The organism is Geobacillus sp. YF-1, assembly GCF_052692335.1.
Window position 1 is genome coordinate 3,123,454 of record NZ_CP199850.1, and the last position, 19,988, is coordinate 3,143,441.

General features: G+C 52.0%; 17 protein-coding genes. 5 read left to right on the forward strand and 12 right to left on the reverse strand.

All coding sequences use genetic code 11. The features are described from left to right. Positions 1 to 141 precede the first annotated feature (141 nt). From ACTVIM_RS15540 to ACTVIM_RS15560, 5 genes are all read left to right on the forward strand, one after another. On the forward strand, positions 142 to 792 hold the full coding sequence (locus ACTVIM_RS15540; RefSeq protein ID WP_445613111.1) for a YigZ family protein: 651 nt from the start codon (positions 142 to 144) through the stop codon (positions 790 to 792). A gap of 19 nt (positions 793 to 811) precedes the next feature. Beyond that, positions 812 to 1,816 (forward strand): LCP family protein, encoded by a 1,005-nt coding sequence (locus ACTVIM_RS15545; RefSeq protein WP_445613112.1) that lies wholly within the window; start codon positions 812 to 814, stop codon positions 1,814 to 1,816. Positions 1,817 to 2,053: 237 nt separating this feature from the next. Then, on the forward strand, positions 2,054 to 4,495 hold the full coding sequence (locus tag ACTVIM_RS15550; protein ID WP_445613113.1) for an SH3 domain-containing protein: 2,442 nt from the start codon (positions 2,054 to 2,056) through the stop codon (positions 4,493 to 4,495). Between the two features lie 215 nt (positions 4,496 to 4,710). Continuing rightward, on the forward strand, positions 4,711 to 5,388 hold the full coding sequence (locus ACTVIM_RS15555) for an SH3 domain-containing protein (RefSeq protein ID WP_445613114.1): 678 nt from the start codon (positions 4,711 to 4,713) through the stop codon (positions 5,386 to 5,388). A 2-nt stretch (positions 5,389 to 5,390) separates the two neighbouring features. After that, a complete protein-coding gene (locus tag ACTVIM_RS15560; RefSeq protein WP_445613115.1) occupies positions 5,391 to 6,725 on the forward strand; it encodes a SpoIID/LytB domain-containing protein in 1,335 nt (444 codons plus the stop codon). A 337-nt stretch (positions 6,726 to 7,062) separates the two neighbouring features. Here ACTVIM_RS15560 and ACTVIM_RS15565 read toward each other — a convergent pair whose 3' ends face one another. The 12 genes from ACTVIM_RS15565 to ACTVIM_RS15620 all read right to left on the reverse strand — a co-directional run bounded on the left by ACTVIM_RS15565 (position 7,063) and on the right by ACTVIM_RS15620 (position 19,886). Next, positions 7,063 to 8,304 carry a glycosyltransferase family 4 protein gene (locus ACTVIM_RS15565; protein ID WP_445613116.1) on the reverse strand — a complete coding sequence of 414 codons (1,242 nt, stop codon included), beginning with the start codon at positions 8,302 to 8,304 and terminating at the stop codon, positions 7,063 to 7,065. Further along, positions 8,301 to 8,567 (reverse strand): hypothetical protein, encoded by a 267-nt coding sequence (locus ACTVIM_RS15570; protein WP_033022526.1) that lies wholly within the window; start codon positions 8,565 to 8,567, stop codon positions 8,301 to 8,303. Before ACTVIM_RS15570 ends, ACTVIM_RS15565 begins: the two co-directional genes overlap by 4 nt. Then, positions 8,564 to 9,646, reverse strand: coding sequence for a glycosyltransferase (locus tag ACTVIM_RS15575; RefSeq protein ID WP_445613117.1), 1,083 nt, complete (start codon positions 9,644 to 9,646; stop codon positions 8,564 to 8,566). Before ACTVIM_RS15575 ends, ACTVIM_RS15570 begins: the two co-directional genes overlap by 4 nt. Beyond that, positions 9,643 to 10,758: a glycosyltransferase gene (locus ACTVIM_RS15580; protein WP_445613118.1), complete on the reverse strand. Its 1,116-nt coding sequence runs from the start codon at positions 10,756 to 10,758 to the stop codon at positions 9,643 to 9,645. Before ACTVIM_RS15580 ends, ACTVIM_RS15575 begins: the two co-directional genes overlap by 4 nt. Further along, positions 10,759 to 12,147, reverse strand: a complete 1,389-nt coding sequence (locus ACTVIM_RS15585) for an O-antigen polymerase (protein ID WP_445613119.1) — start codon at positions 12,145 to 12,147, stop codon at positions 10,759 to 10,761. It lies immediately after the preceding gene. 12 nt (positions 12,148 to 12,159) lie between these two features. Beyond that, positions 12,160 to 13,218: a non-hydrolyzing UDP-N-acetylglucosamine 2-epimerase gene (gene wecB / locus ACTVIM_RS15590; RefSeq protein WP_445613120.1), complete on the reverse strand. Its 1,059-nt coding sequence runs from the start codon at positions 13,216 to 13,218 to the stop codon at positions 12,160 to 12,162. Positions 13,219 to 13,372: 154 nt separating this feature from the next. Further along, the gene (locus ACTVIM_RS15595) at positions 13,373 to 14,821 is read right to left on the reverse strand and encodes a lipopolysaccharide biosynthesis protein (RefSeq protein WP_445613121.1); all 1,449 of its coding nucleotides are present in this window, start codon (positions 14,819 to 14,821) and stop codon (positions 13,373 to 13,375) included. A 1-nt stretch (position 14,822) separates the two neighbouring features. Beyond that, positions 14,823 to 15,554 (reverse strand): acyltransferase, encoded by a 732-nt coding sequence (locus tag ACTVIM_RS15600; RefSeq protein WP_445613122.1) that lies wholly within the window; start codon positions 15,552 to 15,554, stop codon positions 14,823 to 14,825. A gap of 17 nt (positions 15,555 to 15,571) precedes the next feature. Further along, entirely contained in the window at positions 15,572 to 16,885 is a 1,314-nt protein-coding gene (locus tag ACTVIM_RS15605; protein WP_445613123.1) for a nucleotide sugar dehydrogenase, read from the reverse strand. 16 nt (positions 16,886 to 16,901) lie between these two features. After that, complete coding sequence (locus tag ACTVIM_RS15610; RefSeq protein ID WP_445613124.1) at positions 16,902 to 17,915, reverse strand: Gfo/Idh/MocA family protein; 1,014 nt, start codon at positions 17,913 to 17,915, stop codon at positions 16,902 to 16,904. Continuing rightward, positions 17,912 to 18,649: a lipopolysaccharide biosynthesis protein gene (locus ACTVIM_RS15615; RefSeq protein WP_445614373.1), complete on the reverse strand. Its 738-nt coding sequence runs from the start codon at positions 18,647 to 18,649 to the stop codon at positions 17,912 to 17,914. Before ACTVIM_RS15615 ends, ACTVIM_RS15610 begins: the two co-directional genes overlap by 4 nt. A gap of 118 nt (positions 18,650 to 18,767) precedes the next feature. Next, positions 18,768 to 19,886 (reverse strand): DegT/DnrJ/EryC1/StrS family aminotransferase, encoded by a 1,119-nt coding sequence (locus ACTVIM_RS15620; protein ID WP_445613125.1) that lies wholly within the window; start codon positions 19,884 to 19,886, stop codon positions 18,768 to 18,770. Between the last annotated feature and the right edge of the window lie 102 nt (positions 19,887 to 19,988).

The window sequence follows — 19,988 nt, forward strand, 5'->3', positions numbered from 1 at the left end:
GGAAAAAAGTTGTCGATTTATAATAGTAAAAGCATGCCCTGTCTGCAACTCTTGTATTTTCAGTTTACCATAGTCAGCGCAAATCGCTACCTTTTTCAGCAAAATCATCGCATACCTTCTTAACGATCGGGGGGTTTGGCGTTGCTGCCATCGTATTACACCGTCAAAGGGTATGGCGAACAAGAAATCGTGATTGAAAAATCACGGTTTATTTGCTATATCAGCCGCGCCGAGACGGAGGAAGAAGCCATCGCCTTCATCCAGCAAATCAAAAAGAAGCATTGGGACGCAACCCATAATTGCTCGGCTTACCTTATCGGCGAACACGACCAGATTCAAAAAGCCAACGATGACGGAGAACCAAGCGGCACTGCAGGCGTGCCAATGCTGGAAGTATTGAAGAAAAAAGGACTAAAGGACACCGTTGCCGTCGTCACCCGCTATTTCGGCGGCATCAAACTTGGCGCCGGAGGATTGGTACGCGCCTATAGTCGCGCCGTCACCGAAGGGCTAAAAGCCGCCGGCATCGTCGAACGCCGTCTCATGCGCGTCATGCATGTCACGATCGACTATCCATGGCTCGGCAAAGTGGAAAACGAATTGCGGGCGTCAACCTATATGATCAAAAACATCCATTACGCGGATCGTGTCACCTTTGAGGTGCTTGTTCCTGAAGATGGACAATCGCTGTTTGCTGAATGGGTGACGGAATTGACCAATGGAAGAGCGGACCTCGTAGTGGGCGCAGCTGAATATAGGGAACGGCTGCTCCCGTTTGAAACGAAACTGTAAGGAAAGAAGGGTAATAACCATGAATACGAGAAAATCGACAAGAAAACGAAAAAAAAAGAAGCGACTTCGCCGATTCGTGCTGCTCTTGTTTCTTCTTTTAATCGGCGGAGTAGGGGCTTTTGGCTATAACATTTACTCCGAGACAAAAAAAGCATCGGACAAGATTTATGAAGCCCTCAAACCACCGGGTAGTCGGAAAGATCACATTGAAATGCGCAAAGATCCATTTACCGTCCTGCTGGTAGGAGTCGAAAACCAGTATCATGATGAGAAAGGGCGATCGGATGTCGTCATGCTGCTGACCGTCAACCCAAAAACGAACAAAGTGTACTTGTTGAGCATCCCCCGTGACACTAGGGTATACATTCCAAGCGAAGGACGGAAGGACAAAATCACCCACTCCTATAGCTATGGGGGCATTCAATCGACAATGGAAGCCGTCAATAAGCTGATCGATGTACCGATCGACTATTACGTGACGACTGATTTTGAAGGGTTCGAAAAAATTGTCGATTCGTTAGGCGGCGTCACGGTGGATGTTCCGTTCACATTCAAAGCCCAACTGACAGGTTCACTCAAATGGCATACGTTCCATAAAGGCAAACAAGAGTTGAACGGCAATGAAGCGCTCGCCTATGTGCGCATGAGAAAATCCGACCCCCGCGGCGACTTCGGCCGCAACGAGCGACAAAAACAAGTCATCCGGGCCATTATTGACAAAAGCACGTCCATCACCTCGCTGCCGAAGCTAGATGACGTCATCGCCGATTTAGGGGATCACGTGCGGACGAACATCCCTCCGTCCGATTTGTTGTCGTTTATCTATGTCTATCAAAAAATGAAGAACGCGGATGTAGAAAATTTACATTTGAAAGGATACGATGAAACGATCAACGGCGTATACTACTACATCCCGGATGAGCAATCGGTTAGCTCAATCAATGAAACGCTTCGGCAAGCGCTTGAGACGTCCAACGTCTCCCTCACACGCAACGATTCGCCGTCGGTGCAAAGCGAAAATTAACAGTCTGTAAGAAAAGGTGTCCAAAAACCTCAGCCGGGCACCTTTTTTCCTGTTTTAACCACCACACATATGAGATTTCTCGTCTTCCGCAACCGTCATCGTCCTCTCATTCTCCCTTTTTCAACAAAACATTTCATTTTTCCTCATAATAGGACTGAATTCGGGTTGGATAAAACGGCAAAATTCGCTATGATAGTAGAGAAAACGCAAACTTGAAAAAAGGAGGGGATCGAATCCTTGAAAAAAACGCTTCTTTCCGTCTTGTTGGCGACTTGCCCGCTATGGCCGTCAGCCGTCTTAGCTGCAGATGGGAGTCCGTCCTCATCGTCCCTGATGGTCGCTGAGCAGAACTCTTTGCTAAGGAGGGGAGCGACCGATTCATATCAAGTCGTCGGATCGATTCCCGCTGGCCAACAAGTGAAGATCATCGACAAGTTCCAAAATGCTGCTGGCGAAACATGGTACCGCATCGAATATGGAGGCGTCACCGGCTGGGCGCGGGCCGACAGCTTTTCGGAAGCGCGCGTCTCTTCTGCTTTTCCTACCGTGATGTTCGCCAAACAAGACTCGTTGCTGAGAAGAGGAGCGACCGATTCATATCAAGTCGTCGGATCGATTCCCGCTGGCCAACAAGTGAAGATCATCGACAAGTTCCAAAATACAGCTGGCGAAACGTGGTACCGCATCGAATACGGAGGCGTCGCCGGCTGGGCGCGGGCCGACAGCTTTTCCAACCAACCGCCTTCTATGCTCGTCGGAAAGCGGGCAGTCATCGCCGCTAACGACATTGCGATGCGCAAGGGGGCATCCCCTTACTATCCAATCGTGAAAACACTGTCTAACGGCGATGTCGTCTCGATCATTGCCCAGTTCACCAATTCGCTCGGGGAACAGTATGTGCGTGTGGAATGGGCGGGAGTCAAAGGATGGATAAAAGCAGAACAGATCTACATACCAGAACAGCTTCCGACACTTTTGCCGGCATTCATGAACATTGTGCAGTCCTCCCCGGTTCGCCGCGGGGCGAACGTCCATTACCAAGCCGTCGCCACAGTGTCACGCGGTCAATCTGTCAAGGTGATCGATTTATTCGTCACACATGGTCAGGAGCTTTGGTACCGTGTTGATCTCGGACACGTCCGGGGATGGGTGTCGGAAAAAGTGTTGTCGATGTCATCAACGATTTCGGTTCCAAGCGGTGTCTCGGATACGTCCAGCATCTCAGGCCAGCCGCTGACGGTCAGCGTGTCGTTCGCCAATGTGCGGCAAGCTCCATCTTTAAAAGCCAAAGTCGTCACCCAACTGAAAAAAGGAACCAAATTGAACAGCCTGTCAAGCGCCAAAGATGCGTCGGGAGCGCTTTGGTACAAAGTGTCTCTCAATGGAAAAACACTCGGCTGGGTGCACGAGACGGTCGTAACCAAGTCGTACCTTTCCCCACCAGCCAGCGCAGGGATGCAAAAACAGGTGACAACCGCTAATGCGGCGCTGTTTGCCGAACCTTCGTTGAGCGCCGCAGTCATCGAGCGGATTGCGAAAAACAGAACGGTCACGGTTTTGAAGACGACAGACGGGTCTCCGTTCGACTGGGTGCAAGTCACCTCTGCATCGGGAAAAACGGGATGGATGCCCGCGTTTGAAGTAAAAGCCCCATCCTACGTATACGTCAAACAGGCTAACACTCTATTACGACGAGGTGCATCTTCGAACTATCCATCATTGAAGGCGTTGGCAGCGAATGAGCGGCTTGCTGTCCTGTACGAATATCATGGGTGGCTGAATGTCGAAACATCCAATGGAGTGCGCGGATGGGTTGAGGAATCGAGCACCTCTACCGTCGCCTTAAATAGTCTCGTTGAACCAACCTTTTCAACCGTCAACGAAGATGCCTATTTGATATGGAGAAAAACTTCCAATTTCCGCGTCTCCTATTCGTTGTTGCCGGGCAATCGTCTGAAAATCACCGGCTCGTTTTCCTACGCCGAAGTCCCGTCGACCGATATTCCCGGCATACAAACGGTGGAATGGACCGGCAGCAGCCTGCTCATCACCTTTGAACCGGGGTACACGTTCACCCTTCGCCATTACAGCGACCGATTGACGCTGAAAATTCTCGAGACCGGGCTCAAAGGCAAAAAAATCATCATTGACGCAGGACATGGAGCGCACGACACGGGAGCGATCGGTCCTGGCGGCACGCGGGAAAAAGATATTACTCTCGACACCGCCTTATTGCTAAAAGAAGAATTGGAACGGGCCGGGGCCATCGTCAAATTGACGCGGAGCACCGACATCTTTTTGGAGCTGTCTGAACGGACATGGATCGCCAACAGTTCCGATTACGACGCCTTCATCAGCATTCACGCCGACTCGTACTCGCGGACATCTCGCGGAACGACAACGTACTACAACGTATCGAGCAACTTCAATGGGCCAAAAAGCCAACAGTTGGCCGCCATTGTGCAAAAACATCTTGTCCAACAGCTCGGAACGTACGACCGCGGCCATAAAACGCAAGACTATTACGTCAACCGAAAAAACGAGCTGCCAAGCATTCTTGTTGAGCTCGCCTTCCTCTCCAATCCAAATGAGGAGGAGCTGCTGAAAACGAAAGCGTTCCGCCAAAAAGCGGCCGTCGGCATTCGCGAAGGATTGGAAGACTATTTCAGTCAATTCTAGTTTGTTCGTATTCGGAGAATAATAGCATGAGAAGGCCGGTAACGCAAGCGACCGCAAATCTTTAGTTCGTCAAACCGAGGGACATGACAGCATCGCATTGTCATTCCTCGCGATTTCTCATGAACCGAGTGAATCCGTTGGGGCTCACCGGCCTTTTCGTTAGGAAAGCTATTATTCTCCTTTCTTTGCCATATCGAAAAACGGGGGAGATGAACATGATGAAACGAAAATCCAAATGGGCCATTGTTGCCAGCTTGGCGGTCGGAATGACGGCAGGCGCTCTCTTGTTTACGCCATCAGCAATGAAAGCATCGGAAGAAGTCGTGTTAGCGAGCGTCGACTGGGTGACTTCCCAGCTCAACCCAATGAAAAACGACATTGCCAACTTGAAAGCACAACTGAACGCCCAGCAACAACAAATTCAACAACTTCAACAACAACTTGCCAGCAAGCCCGCTTCGCCGTCTTTACCTTCCGTCATCTATGTAGTGAAAAACAATGCAGCCATCCGCAGCGGAGCGTCAACGAGCTATCGCGTCATCACTTATAAACAGGCAGGAGCTTCCCTGCAAGTAGTCGGGGCGCACGTTACTTCCCAAGGGTTGTGGTACAACATCGTTCTCTCCTCTTCGTCGAAAGGTTGGATTTATTCCGGCGATGTCTCGACATCCGCCGTCAGCAGCGACAGCACCAAGCATGTCATCGCCCTAGCTGCCGTCAATATTCGAAAAGGAGCGACGACGTCTTATCCGATTATTGCGACCGTCCCAAAGGGAACCGTGATGGTCTATATTCAGCCGTTTACCGACAGCAAAGGAGAGAAATGGTACAACGTGCAACTGTCTGATGGGCGTCGGGGTTGGATGGCCGCTGAATTTGGTGAGGTGAAGTGACGGTGAAAAGATTAGCGTGGTTGGCCGTCGGCCTGTTTTTGCTCATCATCTCTCCTTCCGCTTCGAACGCCGCTGGGGTGAAAACGTACAACAATCCCGTGCAAGTCCTTGTATATAAAGGGACATCGCTGACAGTCGCCGTCGAAGGAAACTATCAAATCGTCAATAAAGAGACGTTGACGATCACCCCGCTGCCAAGCGGGACAAGCCTGACATTCGGGTCTTCCTCTTCGACCGTGTTTGTCACGTACAACGGAAAAACGGATTTTTCAAGCGCGGGATTTACCATTCAAGAAACGATCGGCACTGCGCCGTTATCGCTGGTGAAAGTGAATCAAACCCGTTATCGCGGTAGTGTCGACATTCGCTTGCAAAGCAACGCTTTGTATGCTGTCAATATTTTAGATATGGAAGATTACTTAAAAGGAGTCGTACCGAGCGAGATGCCCGCCTCTTGGCCGCTCGAAGCACTGAAGGCGCAAGCCATTGCGGCCCGAAACTATGCCTATAAACATAAAACAAGTTTGACGACCAATCCAAACACACAGACGTATAAAGGATTTGATGGAGAATCTCCACGATCAAACGCAGCAGTGGATGCGACAAGAGGATTGTATCTGAAATATAATGGCAGTGTCGTTGAAACGTATTACCATTCGACAAGCGGCGGCAAAACCGCCAATGTAAGCGACGTCTGGAACTCGTCGCAAACCTCCTACCCATATTTAGCGAGCGTCGATGACCCGTATGAATCATCGCCATACAGCCGATGGTCATTCACCTTCTCCCCAGCTGTGCTGTTGCGTTCGTTCGGGTTCACCGATCCATCAGTCGTTTTATACGACGTTTCGATTGCCAAAACCGGCGCGAACGGAGAAGTGGGTGCCGTCACGATTGAAACCTCGGCAGGCGAAAAAACGGTGAAAGGCAATGAGACGACCATCCGCAAACTGTTCCCGCTAGACGGCAATCAATTCTACGGCATCTTGCCGTCCAACTGGTTTGACATTCAAGTGCAAAAAAACGGACCATCCGTGTCGATTCAAACGGCCAGCGGCAACATCGCCGCCTCTTCCTTGTCATCTTACTCCGTCCAAACAGGGAGCGGAACCGTTTCGCTCGCCGGCGTCGAAGGAATCAAGGTGCAAACAACGGATGGCATCGCGCCGCTTTCTGCCTCGCCGTCAGGGGTTAGCTCGATCACTGTTACTGGAAAAGGATGGGGGCACCGGATCGGCATGAGCCAATACGGAGCAAAAGCATTCGCCGAGCGCGGATGGACGGCAGAGCAAATTTTAGAGCATTACTTCCGTGGGGCGGAAGTCTCGTTCGAGTGATCGCATAGCCATTGGATAAAGAAAACGATCATTCCATATAGAGACCATGTTTGAAGTTTTCCCGTACAGTTTTTACTGAGGACGGGATCGACTGTCGAGCGTCCGAACCACGCCGCTTCCACATCGGGAAGTCTGTGAAGCAGGCGGTTGTTCGGTCTTCCGTCACACCTTGGCTTGCTTTCGCCAGTCGAACATGGACGAACCGTTTTTTCGTCAAGAATTTGTTCTATGTCTTCGTTGCATCTATCCAGACGAAACATGCCACTTTGTCTCGAAAAGAAAAGAAAGGGCGTCAGCTTATAAGCTGGATGCCCTTTCTTTTTTATTGTTCTGCCGGTCAAACGGATTCGCGATTTGTTTCATCGCTAAGGGCGTGAAGCAAATCGTCGACAATGCGGATCCATGAGTATTGCTCGACCGCCAACTTGCGCCCATTTTCCGCCATCTTTTCGTATTCCTCGCTCGGAAGGCAAAGCAACTCGAGAACCGCGGCAGCGATCTGTTCAGGATTTTCTGGAGGGGCGATTTTTCCGCAATGGTATGTTTCTAAAATCTCTGCGCTCTCCCCTTCGCCGCAATACAGCACCGGGGTTCCGGTGGCGATCGCTGGGAAAATTTTCGACGGCCTTGCTCCTTTAAACAAATCGATATTGCGCAACGAAACGATGCTGTAATCGGTGATGGAGAAAATCGCTGGCATCTTCTCAACCGGAACGGATCCGTAAAACGTCACGTTGTCAAGGCCAAGCTCTTCTTTTAACGCCATCAACGTTTCTCGCTCTTGGCCGTCGCCGACAAACAGGAAATGCGCCCGTTCATCTTTTGCTTTGACGATGGCCGCCGCCCGCAACACCGAATCGAGCCCTTGGGCGTATCCCATCGTTCCGGCGTACGTAAACACCACTTTTCCTTCGAGCCCTAATTCCGCAAGCAACTCTTTGTTTTTCGGCAGCGGGCGAAACACATCCGTGTTGACGCCGTTCGGCAGTAAAAAGACATCCTCGGGCGCCTTTCCTTGTTCAATCATATAATCGCGAATGCCTTCTGTCGCAGCCGCGATTTTCCAAGCCTTCCGGTATAAAAACAGCTCGAGCCATCTCGCCATTCGGATGAACAGCCGATTTTTCAAAATGCCGAGCTCAACGGCCGATTCCGGCCAAATGTCAGCGACGTTGAAAACAAACTTCGCCCGTTTCCACTTCGCGCCCACGTACCCGGTGATCCCTAAAAACAACGGCGGGGAATTGCAAATGATCACATCCGTCGGCTTCGCTTTCACAAGCAATGAATAAAACGAACTGAACGTAAATGAAAAATACGAAGCAAGTCGCTTCCAAAAGCTCCCCTTTGGCGACGGATAAATCCATGTCCGATGAACGGGAATGCCGTCCCATTGTTCAAACAAATAAAACAGGCCGCGGTATGGCTCCGGGATCACGCCGTGCGGATGATGCGGGAATGCCGTGAGCACTTCCACTTGATGCCCCCGTTTGATCAGTTCTTTGCTCACCTCATACACACGAATTTGCGGTGCGCCCGTTTCCGGTGGGAAGTGTTGGCATAGGTAAATGATCCTCATCGTCCGCTCCCCACCACTTTCCCCCACAATCGCCAACAAACGTTCCGTTTCGAGCGCCAAGAGGTGAGCGCAAACGAGGCGTGGAAAACGGGCAACGCCCCCCTGACATCGTTCCGCTGTCCTTGGATGTATAGTCGTTGCCGCAAGCCAACGGCCATCATGAGCTTGCCAACGTAAAGCCGCCGGCTTCGCGTCCTAGCCGCCGCTTTCGGCAACCAACGAGCACCAACCGCACCGGCTGACATGACGGTTTTGTTCCTCATCGACTCCCTCCACCGCCTTTCAACGTTTGTTCATACAAGCGGATCATGCGCATCGCATTTTCCGTCCAATCGTAATGTTCATGAACATGGTTGACGCCGTTTTCCCCCATTCGTTGCCGCAGACTCTCATCAAGCAACAGCCGTTCGAACGCCTCCGCTAGCTTTTCCGGACTGTTTTTCGGCACAATCAACCCCGTTGTTCCCTCACGGACGACTTCCGGCAACCCACCGACGTTGGAGACGACAGCGGGAACGCCGCACGCCATCGCCTCGACGGCGGCAACGCCAAAACTTTCGCTGTCTTCCGTCGAAGGCACGGCGAAAATATCCATTTGATTGATGTACAGTGGCACTTGTTCGTTCGGAACTTTGCCGACAAACGTCGTCACGGATTGGATGCCGAGGCGGACGCACAGCTCCTCGTATTCACTTCGCTGCGGTCCATCGCCGACGATCAACAGCTCCGTTTGTGGATGCCGCTCGTGCACAACGGCAAACGCTCGAATCAAATCAGCGATCCCGTACTTATCCGAAAGAGCTTTCACTGTGCCGATCGTCACGGTCCGTTTCGGCTGTTTCGGCAATGGTTTGAAGCGGGCGACATCCACCCCAAACGGCGTCACCTCGATCGGTTTGTCCGTATACTTTCCAGTTTCTTTCGCCATCACATAACTTGTCGAACAAATGACATCCGCTCGCTGCAATGTATATTCAAGCATCCGCCGGTTCCAGCGATTGGCATTCGGAAACTGATACACATCGCGCCCCCAGACGGAGACGTAAAATGGATGATACCCCGCAAGCGCCCCGATCAACCCGTAGCTGGAGGCATAATGAGCGTGCAAAATATCTGGTTGAAACGAAGCGAGCAGGCGCTTTAGCGCAAAGACAGTGGAAAAATACGACAACTTCCCCGGCAGCCATTTCGGCAGCACGACTGTCTCGACTTCTTTCGCTTGCTCCGCCCCGTAATGGTCTTTAAACGTCACGACTTTCACGTCGATGCCTTGCGTGTGGTAAAAGCGGGCCCACTTATGCGTATGGATCGATTTGCTCGGAGCCAATAAGGCGACTTTCATCGGAGGCCCCCCACCAACGTTTCTTTCACCTTTTCCACTCTCGCTTCCCATGAATGTTTCGCCATAAACGTCTGCGCAATGCGCAAGCGGCACTCCTCGAGCATGTCCGCCATCTTGGCGATCGCTTCTGCCATCGACGACGGGTTGTCGTCGCAAATGACGCCATACCCATCCGCTTCAATCAATCGCTTTTGCGCCGAACAAGCGGTGGCAACAATCGGCAGGCCGCTCGACAGATAGTCGACCAGTTTGACGGGAACGGAAAAATCATTGTACTCGCTCCGCCGCCGCGGGATGAAGGCGAAATCCATCTCCGCATACAAACGGTCGAGCGCTTCGCCGCTGACGTGCTCGACGCGCACTTGCAGGTCGGCAAGCTCTTCTTTCACCGCAAGCGGCTGCCGCTCGTACTCGTCTTTTCGGCAGACGATGGTGAGCGAAACAAGCGGCTCACGGCGATTGGCTAGGCGAATCGCCTCAAGCAGGAGCGGAAGCCCGTAGTCGGCATTGTTGATGCCGCCGACATAAATGGCATTCAACGGCTGTTTTGCCGTCCTAGACCGCTGAAACGGCTTTTGCTTCCCTCCCGGCGGCAAATCGGCCATCGGGCGGCGGATCGCGACGTATGTTCCCATTTCGAGGCTCGGCAAAAAGATGACATCGCAGTACCGCTCATAAAACCGTTCTTCCCAACGGTATATCATTTGCATGGCCGCTTTTTTCCAGCCGCGGAGCGGATACAAATCAGGGAACTTCCAATAGACGTCGCGGTAAAAGACGCCAATGGGAACGTTGCGGCCTTTCAGGTAGCGGAGCACATCGCGATCGACGAACGGACGCTGCGGCCGGTGTCCCGGGTCAGTGAGCCATAGCGGAATCGTCTGGTTTTCCATATAGCAAAACAAGACATCATCGAGCTTGCCTTGGCTGCGGAGCTCTTGAAATTGCTTTTCCCGCTCGGCGGACGTGCCAGCGATCAGAAGAACGTCCACTCCCTCCTTCGCTCCCCAACGCAAAAACGCCTGATGCATTTCATACGGCCGCAGCTTGGACCCGCTGTTTCGTTCTGCGGCGAGTGAAAACGGGTAATAAATCAATACGGTTTTCATCATTCATCCCTCATCCGTGATTCGCCTTTTCGCTGCAAACCATGCCCGTAAGTCCCCCTGCACCCGCAGCCATAGCGCCATACCGCCAAACAACGCCACGATCAGCACCCAGGTCGGATTGAACAAAAAATCGGTGAACCCACCGACAAGGGTGCGGGGGATGTTAATGGAAAAATAAACGAACAAACTTAAAAATAAAGGATTTTTCGGAAGACGTAGAAACCCAATGTACAACAGCTGCGTCACAACGCCGACATAGAGCGTGCCAACGACGATTCCCACATAGCCGAAGTTCGCATACGCCTCAGCGACAAAAAGCGTGTTGAGCACTCCTCCTGTCCCGTCTTCGATCCGCTCCGGGAATACGTGCGCCATCACGAGGCGGGCGGAGCGAACATTCTCAACATCAAACAAGTTGGTCAAAAAGGATGGAAGACTTTTCCCATAAAGAAACGGCAGCGCTTCGCCGAACATGTTCAAATGAAGAAACGTCGGCGCGATTTGCGCGAAAATCATACGGCCAATAGGACCTTTATTATAAGACAAAAACGTGTCAATGTCCCGCACCCCTTGGATGACCATGTACATGCCGATGAGCACGAGCGCCCCGACCCCACCGTAGAGCGCTAGTTTCCCCGCCGATAGCTTTGTTTTTCCCACATAAATGCGCAGGAGCAAAAACATCATTACATAAAAGAAAATCGGTGACTTCGCCAAATCATACACATTGACAAATACCGCTCCGACGAACAGGCCAAGAAACAACAACTTCCACCGCCATTCGTTTGTGAGCACGGCAAACAAATAGGCGGCCAATGATAACAGCGGCGTAAGCGTAATGGCAAAAATATTGCGAAACAGCACATTTCCGGCAAAATGACGCGATGCCTCAATGCGCAACGCCGCCAAGCTTTCGTCTGTCCCAGTAAATAGCGCAAACACTGGAATCGTCGGCGTTTTCCAAATCATGTACGCAATGGCGGCAAAACTGAGCAGGGACAGGGCCAAAAACGAATAAAACACTTGATTGCCTGTCGCTCCGGTCAACGGGGAAAGCGGCTTGCGCATATAAGCGCGAAACTCCTGTCTAGCTTCAAATCCGAACAGCCTTGAAACGACCACCATCGACAACGGGAACAGTATCATAACGAAGCTGACGACGAAAAACCCGATCTGCCGGTATTCTTCGGGCCGAAACAATTTGCGAATCATGTAGTAATGATCGATTCCTAATGCGATCAGCAACGCGCCAATGAAGCTCGACAGAAGAAACGAGTAATAGTACACCATCGACACTAGGTTCGGCGCCGTCAATGAAAGCGTCCCCGCTGCATAGCGAAACATCAAGGTGGAGGCGACAAAAACGATCAACCAGATCAACACGTCCAACATGCCGACGCACCCTTATCGCTGCCCGATCGCCGCCACGATTTTCTCCGCCGCATGCCCATCGCCAAAGACGTCCGCATAAACGGGGGCGACTTCCCTGCGAACCGCTGCGACGATCTTCTCGCGGTCCGTGCCGGTTAAGATGTTCGCTCCCCTTTCGAGCGTTTCCACCCATTCAGTTTGTTCGCGTACCGTTACGCAAGGCACGCGCAGGAAATAGGCTTCCTTTTGCACGCCGCCTGAATCGGTGATGATTTTTTTCGCGCCGCTCTCCAACCTCAGCATGTCCAAATAACCGACCGGATCGATCAGCCGAAGCCCGGGGATCGTTGAGATGTCCAACCCGTATTCTTCCAACTTATGCCGCGTCCGCGGATGAATCGGCCACACTTTCGTGCCGTCGATGTCCGCAAAGGCAGCCAAAATGGCTTTCAATTTGTCAGGGTCATCGGTATTTTCCGCTCGGTGAATGGTGATTAAGTAGTAGGATTGTTCGGCCAGCGACAAATCAGCCAAAATCGTCGATTGGCGCTGTGCGAGCGCTTTGTTGTACAAAATGGCGTCATACATGACGTCGCCGACATTCCAGACGTTTCGCGTAATGTTTTCTTTGCGTAAATTTTCCACGGCTGTCTCCGTTGGGCAAAATAAGAGCTCGGAGACATGATCGGTCATAATGCGGTTGATTTCTTCCGGCATCTGCTTGTTGAAGCTGCGCAGTCCGGCTTCGACATGGATGACGGGAATATGGAGCTTCGCCGCGACAAGAGCGCCCGCGAGCGTCGAGTTGGTATCGCCATAGACGAGCACATAATCCGGTTTTTCCTTCAGAACGATTTCCTCAATTTTGATGAGCATTTCCCCTGTTTGCTTTCCATGGCTGCCTGAGCCTACCCCAAGATAGTAGTCAGGCGTCGGAATGTTCAACTCCTCAAAAAAAATGGCCGACATATTGGGATCATAGTGTTGCCCGGTATGGATCAGCACTTCGGTATATTGTTTTCGCAAGACGCGCGAGACGGGGGCAGCCTTGATAAACTGCGGTCTGGCGCCCAACACGGTGGCAATTTTCATCTGAAACACCTCCTAGACGGTTGGTGAAAAACATTGGTTTCCTTTAGTTGACGAAAAAAGTTTGCATTGTTGCAAGGCTTTTCTATTTGAGAAACAATGCTGGGAAGCAGTTGCGCGAGTAAATCACCGGCCTTCTAGATCAGATGACCGGTTATCAAGTATTTTGCACATTTTCCCCCTCGATCGTGCGCACCGGACGCCGCAAATCACGATCAACCCGGGTGGCAAACAGCATGGCGGCAAACAAGCCCCAACCAGCGAGCACCCAACCGTCAGCAAGCGGCGTCTGCTGAACATAGACGATGACGATGAGGGCGAGCAATGTACCGACCAAAATAAAATTCATCTTTTTCCATGACACCGGCACGGGATACACTTGCTGGCTTTTGCGAAAAATGAAAACCACAGCAATCAGATATGTGATCAGGCTGGCTGCAACCGCCCCCCAGCTGAGCCAAAGCGGCACCAAAACGGCGTTCAACCCAAGGTGAAGAAGCGCTGCTAACGTGAACACTCGTGAAATATAGCCGGTTTCCTTTGTCAAAAATAAACCGGTGGACAAAATCAAATAATAAAAATTTAAAAAGGTCACGGCCGACAAAAATGGGATATAAGCGGAGGCTTCCCGATATTCCGGCTTGAAAAACGCCTCGACCAGCCACGGACTTACCGTCGCGATCGCCACCAAACCCACGGCTCCGATGACAAGAAGCGCCATATACACTTTCGCAAACAGCTCACGGTGTCCAGGGCGATCTTTCATCGACATCGAATACGGCCGCCAAGCCATTTGCACCCCGCTCGTAATCAAGGTAATCACCGTCGCCAACCGTAAGGCTACCCCAAATACTCCCACTTCCTCCAATGAGGCAAAATGTTTGAGAAACAATGTGCTGACATTGGCGATCGCCCAAAAGGCGAGCGAAGTCGGCACAAGCGGCGCCCCGTAAGCCAAAAGCTGCTTGACTATATCCCAACGCACACGCCACACCATGTACTTTACTGTGAAGTGAAGCATCAACAAAAAGACGAGTGCGCTGCTGACTAGGCGGCCCATCAGCAATCCTTCGGGAGTGGCCGCCAACCAACGGAGTGCCGCGTACGACAGCACAGCGACCAGCGACATCTTCACCAACGTCCAGATGACGACCGATTTCGTCCGAAATTCAAAGCGCATGACCGTTGTCGCTACAACGAAAATCGTATCAAGCAACAAGGTCATAAGACTCAGATACAACAAATCGACATCGCCAGGCTCATCCAACAGGGCATGCGCTATCCATGGTCCAGCCACCACAACGGCGAAAAACAAGAGAGCGACTATGAACAGCCGAACATACATGACATTCCGCACATACAAAAGGCGCTTCTCTTTGTCATCGGTATCATAATAATAAAAAGAGAGCGCCGAATCCGTTCCAAAAATGACGAGAAACGTCAGCATCGACGTCCATTGGTCAATCAAGTAGACCGCTCCGTACTGCGCCTTGGACAAATAGCTTGTATAAACTGGCAGCATCAAAAACGCGATCAGCTTCGTGCCGACGTTCATAAACGCGTAAAGGAGCGAATCCGCTCCTAAACGCTTGAATGCTGCGAACAATTTACAACAACTCCCGCTCGTCCACCATTTTGCTGAAACGGGCCGGGAATCCTTTGACGACGGTTTTCGGTTCCGTATCTTTTGTTACGAGCGCTCCGGCGGCAACGAACGTTTCTTCCGCCACCGTCACGCCCGGCAGCAAAATCGCGCCCCCGCCAACACGTGCCCCGCGCTTAATGGTTGCTCCCTTGATTTTCGCAAATCGCTCCTCCGTCCGTCCCATGTAGTTGTCGTTGGTCGTCGTGACGCACGGGGCGATGAACACATGATCTTCGAGCGTCGTGTACGCCGTGATATAGGAGTTCGACTGGATTTTCGTCCGATCGCCGATTTGGACGTGGTTTTCGACGCACACCCCGCGTCCGACGATCACATATTGGCCGATTTGCACGTTCTCGCGTACGCTCGCCAAATCCGCGATCAATGTGTAGGCGCCGATCGTTGCGCCTCGATAGATGACAGCGTTGGCGCCGATCGTGCAATGGTCGCCAATGATAAGCGGCGGCAGCTCCCCCGACAGCTTGACGGTGCTCGTTTTCGCCGGCTTCGGCGGTTTGCCGAGCACCGCGCCGTCGGCGATCGTCACGCCGTCCCCAATGACCGTTCCTTCGTGAAGCGTGACGCGATGGCCGATTTTAACGTCATTCCCGATTTTTACATTCGCCTCGATGACAGTGAAATGGCCGATTTCGACACGTTCACCGCAAACAACAGAGGGATCGACAATATGCATCGTTTCGTCTCCTTCGCTTACAATTTGACGTATTTGGTCGGTTTCGACACATCGTTCATGGCGTTACGTGTGTCAAACACAACGCGGCTGTGACGAGCGACCATTTCATAGTCGATGTTGGAATGGTCGGTCGCAATCAAGACAAGATCCGACTGCTCCAGCAATTCCGGCGTCAGCTCAACCGTTTCCACCACTCGGTTGCACGCCCGGAACGACGGAACATACGGGTCGACGACCGCAAACTCCGCTCCGTATTGCTCGAGCAGCTCGACGATTTTCAACACTGGCGATTCGCGCACATCATCAATATCTTTTTTGTAGGCGACGCCGAGCACCGTCACTTTCGAACCGCGCAGCGCTTTCCCTTCTTCGTTCAAAATGAGCATCGCGCGGTTGACGACATATTCCGGCATGGCGTTGTTAATTTCGCCAGCCAGCTCGATCAAGCGCGTATGGTAGTTGTATTCGCGCGCTTTCCATGTCAAATAAAACGGGTCGATCGGAATGCAGTGGCCGCCAAGCCCCGGACCCGGGTAAAACGCCATAAATCCATACGGCTTCGTTTTCGCTGCATCGATGACTTCCCAGACATCAATACCCATCCGTTCACACAAAATGGCCATTTCGTTCGCTAACGCAATGTTGATATGGCGGAACGTGTTTTCAAAAATTTTCTCCATTTCCGCCACCGCTGGACTCGACACTTCATGGACATCGCCTTCAAGCACGGCTCGATACATCGCCGCCGCCACTTTCGTGCACGTCTTTGTCACGCCGCCGACGACTTTCGGCGTATTTTTCGTCTTAAACTGCTTGTTGCCCGGGTCCACCCGCTCCGGCGAATAGGCGACGAACACCGTTTCCCCGACGACAAGTCCTTTTTGCTCCAGCGCCGGCTTCACAATTTCTTCCGTCGTCCCTGGATAGGTGGTCGATTCCAAAACGACGAGCATCCCCTCATGGGCATATTTCGCGATTTCCTTCGCCGAGTTTTCAACGTACGACGTATCCGGCTGATGATGCTCATCAAGCGGGGTCGGCACCGCGATCGCCACGGCATCGACTTCCGCAATCCGGGCGTAATCGGTCGTCGCTACCAGCCGTCCTTGTTTGACCATTTCATGCAGATCTTCATCAACGACATCGCCAATGTAGTTGATGCCATTGTTCACTTGATCGACGCGGCTTTGTTGGATGTCAAAGCCGATGACATGAAACCCTGCTTTTGCTTTTTCGACTGCCAGCGGCAGCCCGACGTAGCCAAGCCCAACCACGCCGATCACCGCGTCGCGTTTCTCAAACTTTTGCAACAGCCGTTCCGCGTAGTTCATTCTTCTCATTCCTTTCTTACTGAGATAATTGCACTCTTGTCCCGGTTTCCGCCGAACGCAAAATGGCTTCGATCAGCCGAACAGGAGCCAGTCCGTCCCAACCATTGACGATCGGCTCGCGGTTTTCGCGAATCGCTTGCACCATATCTTCAATGATCCATTGGTGTCCCGGCTTGCCAAACGGGTCGGCGTTGATCTCATCGATGAGCTTGGCTCGCTCTTCCTCACTGACGCCTTCCGCTTCCCACGTTTCGATAAAGTTCGCCGTCCGGCCGCCGATTTTCACTGATGCCGTTTCGCCGAAAATGGCGATCGATTCCTCTAAGTTTTGCGGGTAAATCGTCGTCGCTGCTTCGATAACGCCAAGCGCTCCGCTTTCAAACTCCACGACCGCCGCCGCGACGTCTTCCGTCTCAATCTTGCGCAGACGAGTCGCCGCCATCGCTTGCACCGCCTTGACCGGTCCCATCAACCAAAGCAGCAAATCCAAATTGTGAATCGCTTGGTTCATCAAAACGCCGCCATCGAACGCTTTCGTCCCTCGCCACGCCGCCTGATCGTAATAGGCTTGATTTCGATTCCAGCGCACCGTGGCGTTCGCGTGGCTCAGTTTTCCGAACATCCCGCGCTCCATCGCCTCTTTCAGCTTCCGAATGGCCGGACGGAAGCGGTTCGGATGAACGACCGCGAGCTTCACGCCGTATTCTTTCGCCGCCTCGATCATCTCTTCAGCATCGTTCGTGCAGAGCGCCATCGGCTTTTCCACAATGATATGACGGCGATAACGGGCCGCTAACCTCGTCAACGGCGCATGCAATCCGGACGGAACACAAATGTTGACGACATCGATCTGTTCGTTTTCCTTCAACATCGTCTCCATATCAGTGTAAACCGGAACCCCCGATACATCGCTCAGCCGCTCCGGGTTCGTGTCGCACACGGCCGCCAGCTCAGCGCCGTCCGCCTTTTCAATGGCATCGATATGTTTTTTCGCGATATGTCCCATGCCGACAATAGCAAAACGGATCATGAAGAATAGTACCTCCTCGCGTCCAATACATACTTCCAAAGCGTCAGCCAAACAACCGTCAAAAACAGGCCGAGGACAAGGCCGATCGCCGCAAGCTGCCCGGTATACGTGTTCGATTTCCCCACCGTTTCCGACAATACGGACGGTTTTTCGTAAAAGACAAGATTGCCGCGGATGCGATTGACGCGCTCCATCACTTCGGTCAAATTGTTTTCCGACTCAACCAACAAGTCACTGATGTCATCAAGCTGTTCCGGATTCAAGCGGCCCGACTGGACTTGTTTGCTATAATAATCAACTTTTTGCTGCAATGCGCGCTCACGTTCTTCCAGCGCATGCAAGTATTTCGTAGTGACATCAATCCGCTCTTGTGAATGGCGCTCGAGCTCCTGGCTGTATTCCGACACCACATGCTTCAATTCCCGGCTCACGTCTTGTTCATCGTCGCCTTTGACTGTGATTTGCACGTACTGTTCTTCAGGAACGACGACGTCCAAGTTTTTCACCTCAGGAAACTTCGCTTCTATATTTTTCGGATCCGTCAACTCTTTTACGTCAATTGATCCCGTAAACACGACTGCTTTCCCCGTATACTTCTCCCCCAGCAACAAAAGCCTCCCTGCGATGACGGTCAACACGATCGTCGCAAGCGGAATGAGAAGAAACCACCATTTTCGCTGCCAAAAAAAGCGCAAATATTCGTATAGCACAAACGGTCGTTTTTCCGCCGTCAATCCGGCCACCATCCCTTATCATAAAATAACAAAGTGTTGTGAACAAAACAAACGATCCAACGCCAAAGAAAACGCCATCGCTGTATGCAAGTGACGTTTCCTTTGACAGGTTGGACGATCAAACGAAATGACGGTAAAATTCTGCGATTTTCTCCACGACGTATCGTTGCTGCTCCTCTTTCAGCTCTGGGAACATCGGGAGCGACAGCGCTTCTTTCGCTGCTTTTTCCGCCTCCGGCAACTGCCCTTCCTTATACCCGAGCGAAGCAAACACCGGCTGCAGATGCAACGGCAGCGGATAGTACACCATCGTCGCGATCCCCTGTTCTTTCAAAAACGCCTGCAGCTCGTCGCGCTTCGGCACGCGAATCGTGTATTGATGGAACACATGATAGCACCCCTCGACCTCTTTCGGCGTCACGACAAGGTCGCCGACCGCCTCCTGCAGCAGGCGCGTATACGTCGCCGCATGCTGGCGCCGCTGTTCCGTCCAACGATCCAGATGCGGGAATTTAACGCTTAAAATCGCCGCTTGCATCTCATCGAGACGGCTGTTGTAGCCAAGCACATGATGGTAATATTTCGGCTTGCTGCCATGAACGCGGATCACCCTGCATTTTTCCGCCAATTCATCATCGTTCGTAATGATCATGCCGCCATCCCCGTAGGCGCCCAAGTTTTTCGTCGGGAAGAAGCTGTACGTCGCCGCTGTCCCCAGCTCGCCAACGCACTTCCCGTGGTATTTGGCGCCGATGGCCTGGGCGGCGTCCTCAATGACAACCAACCCATGACGTTTGGCAATCGCAGCGATCGCCTCCATATCCGCCATTTGCCCGTATAAATGCACCGGGATGATGGCTTTCGTTTTCTCTGTTACCGCAGCTTCGATTTGTCTAGGGTCGATGTTGAACGTCACCGGATCGATATCGACAAACACCGGTTTGGCGCCAAGCCGCGCGATGGCTCCAGCCGTCGCAAAAAACGTGAACGATGTGGTAATGACTTCATCCCCTGGCCCGACGTCAGCCGCTTGCAAAGCAATATGTATCGCATCGCTTCCGTTGCCGCAGCCGATTCCGTGTTTCGCCCGGCTGTAGGCGGCAATTTCCGCTTCCATTTTCTTTACATAGTCCCCTAAAATAAAGCGGGAAGAACGCATCACCTCGTCCAATACACGCATGATCTCCGGCTTCAATTGTTCATACTGTTCGCTCAAATCCAACATAGGCACGTTCATCGCAAGTTCCTCCAAATCCAAAAAATATATCGAATAAACATGTTTAGTTTATCACATTTGTGACAATATATAATGACAGTTTTGTGGCAATCTTGGCCTTGT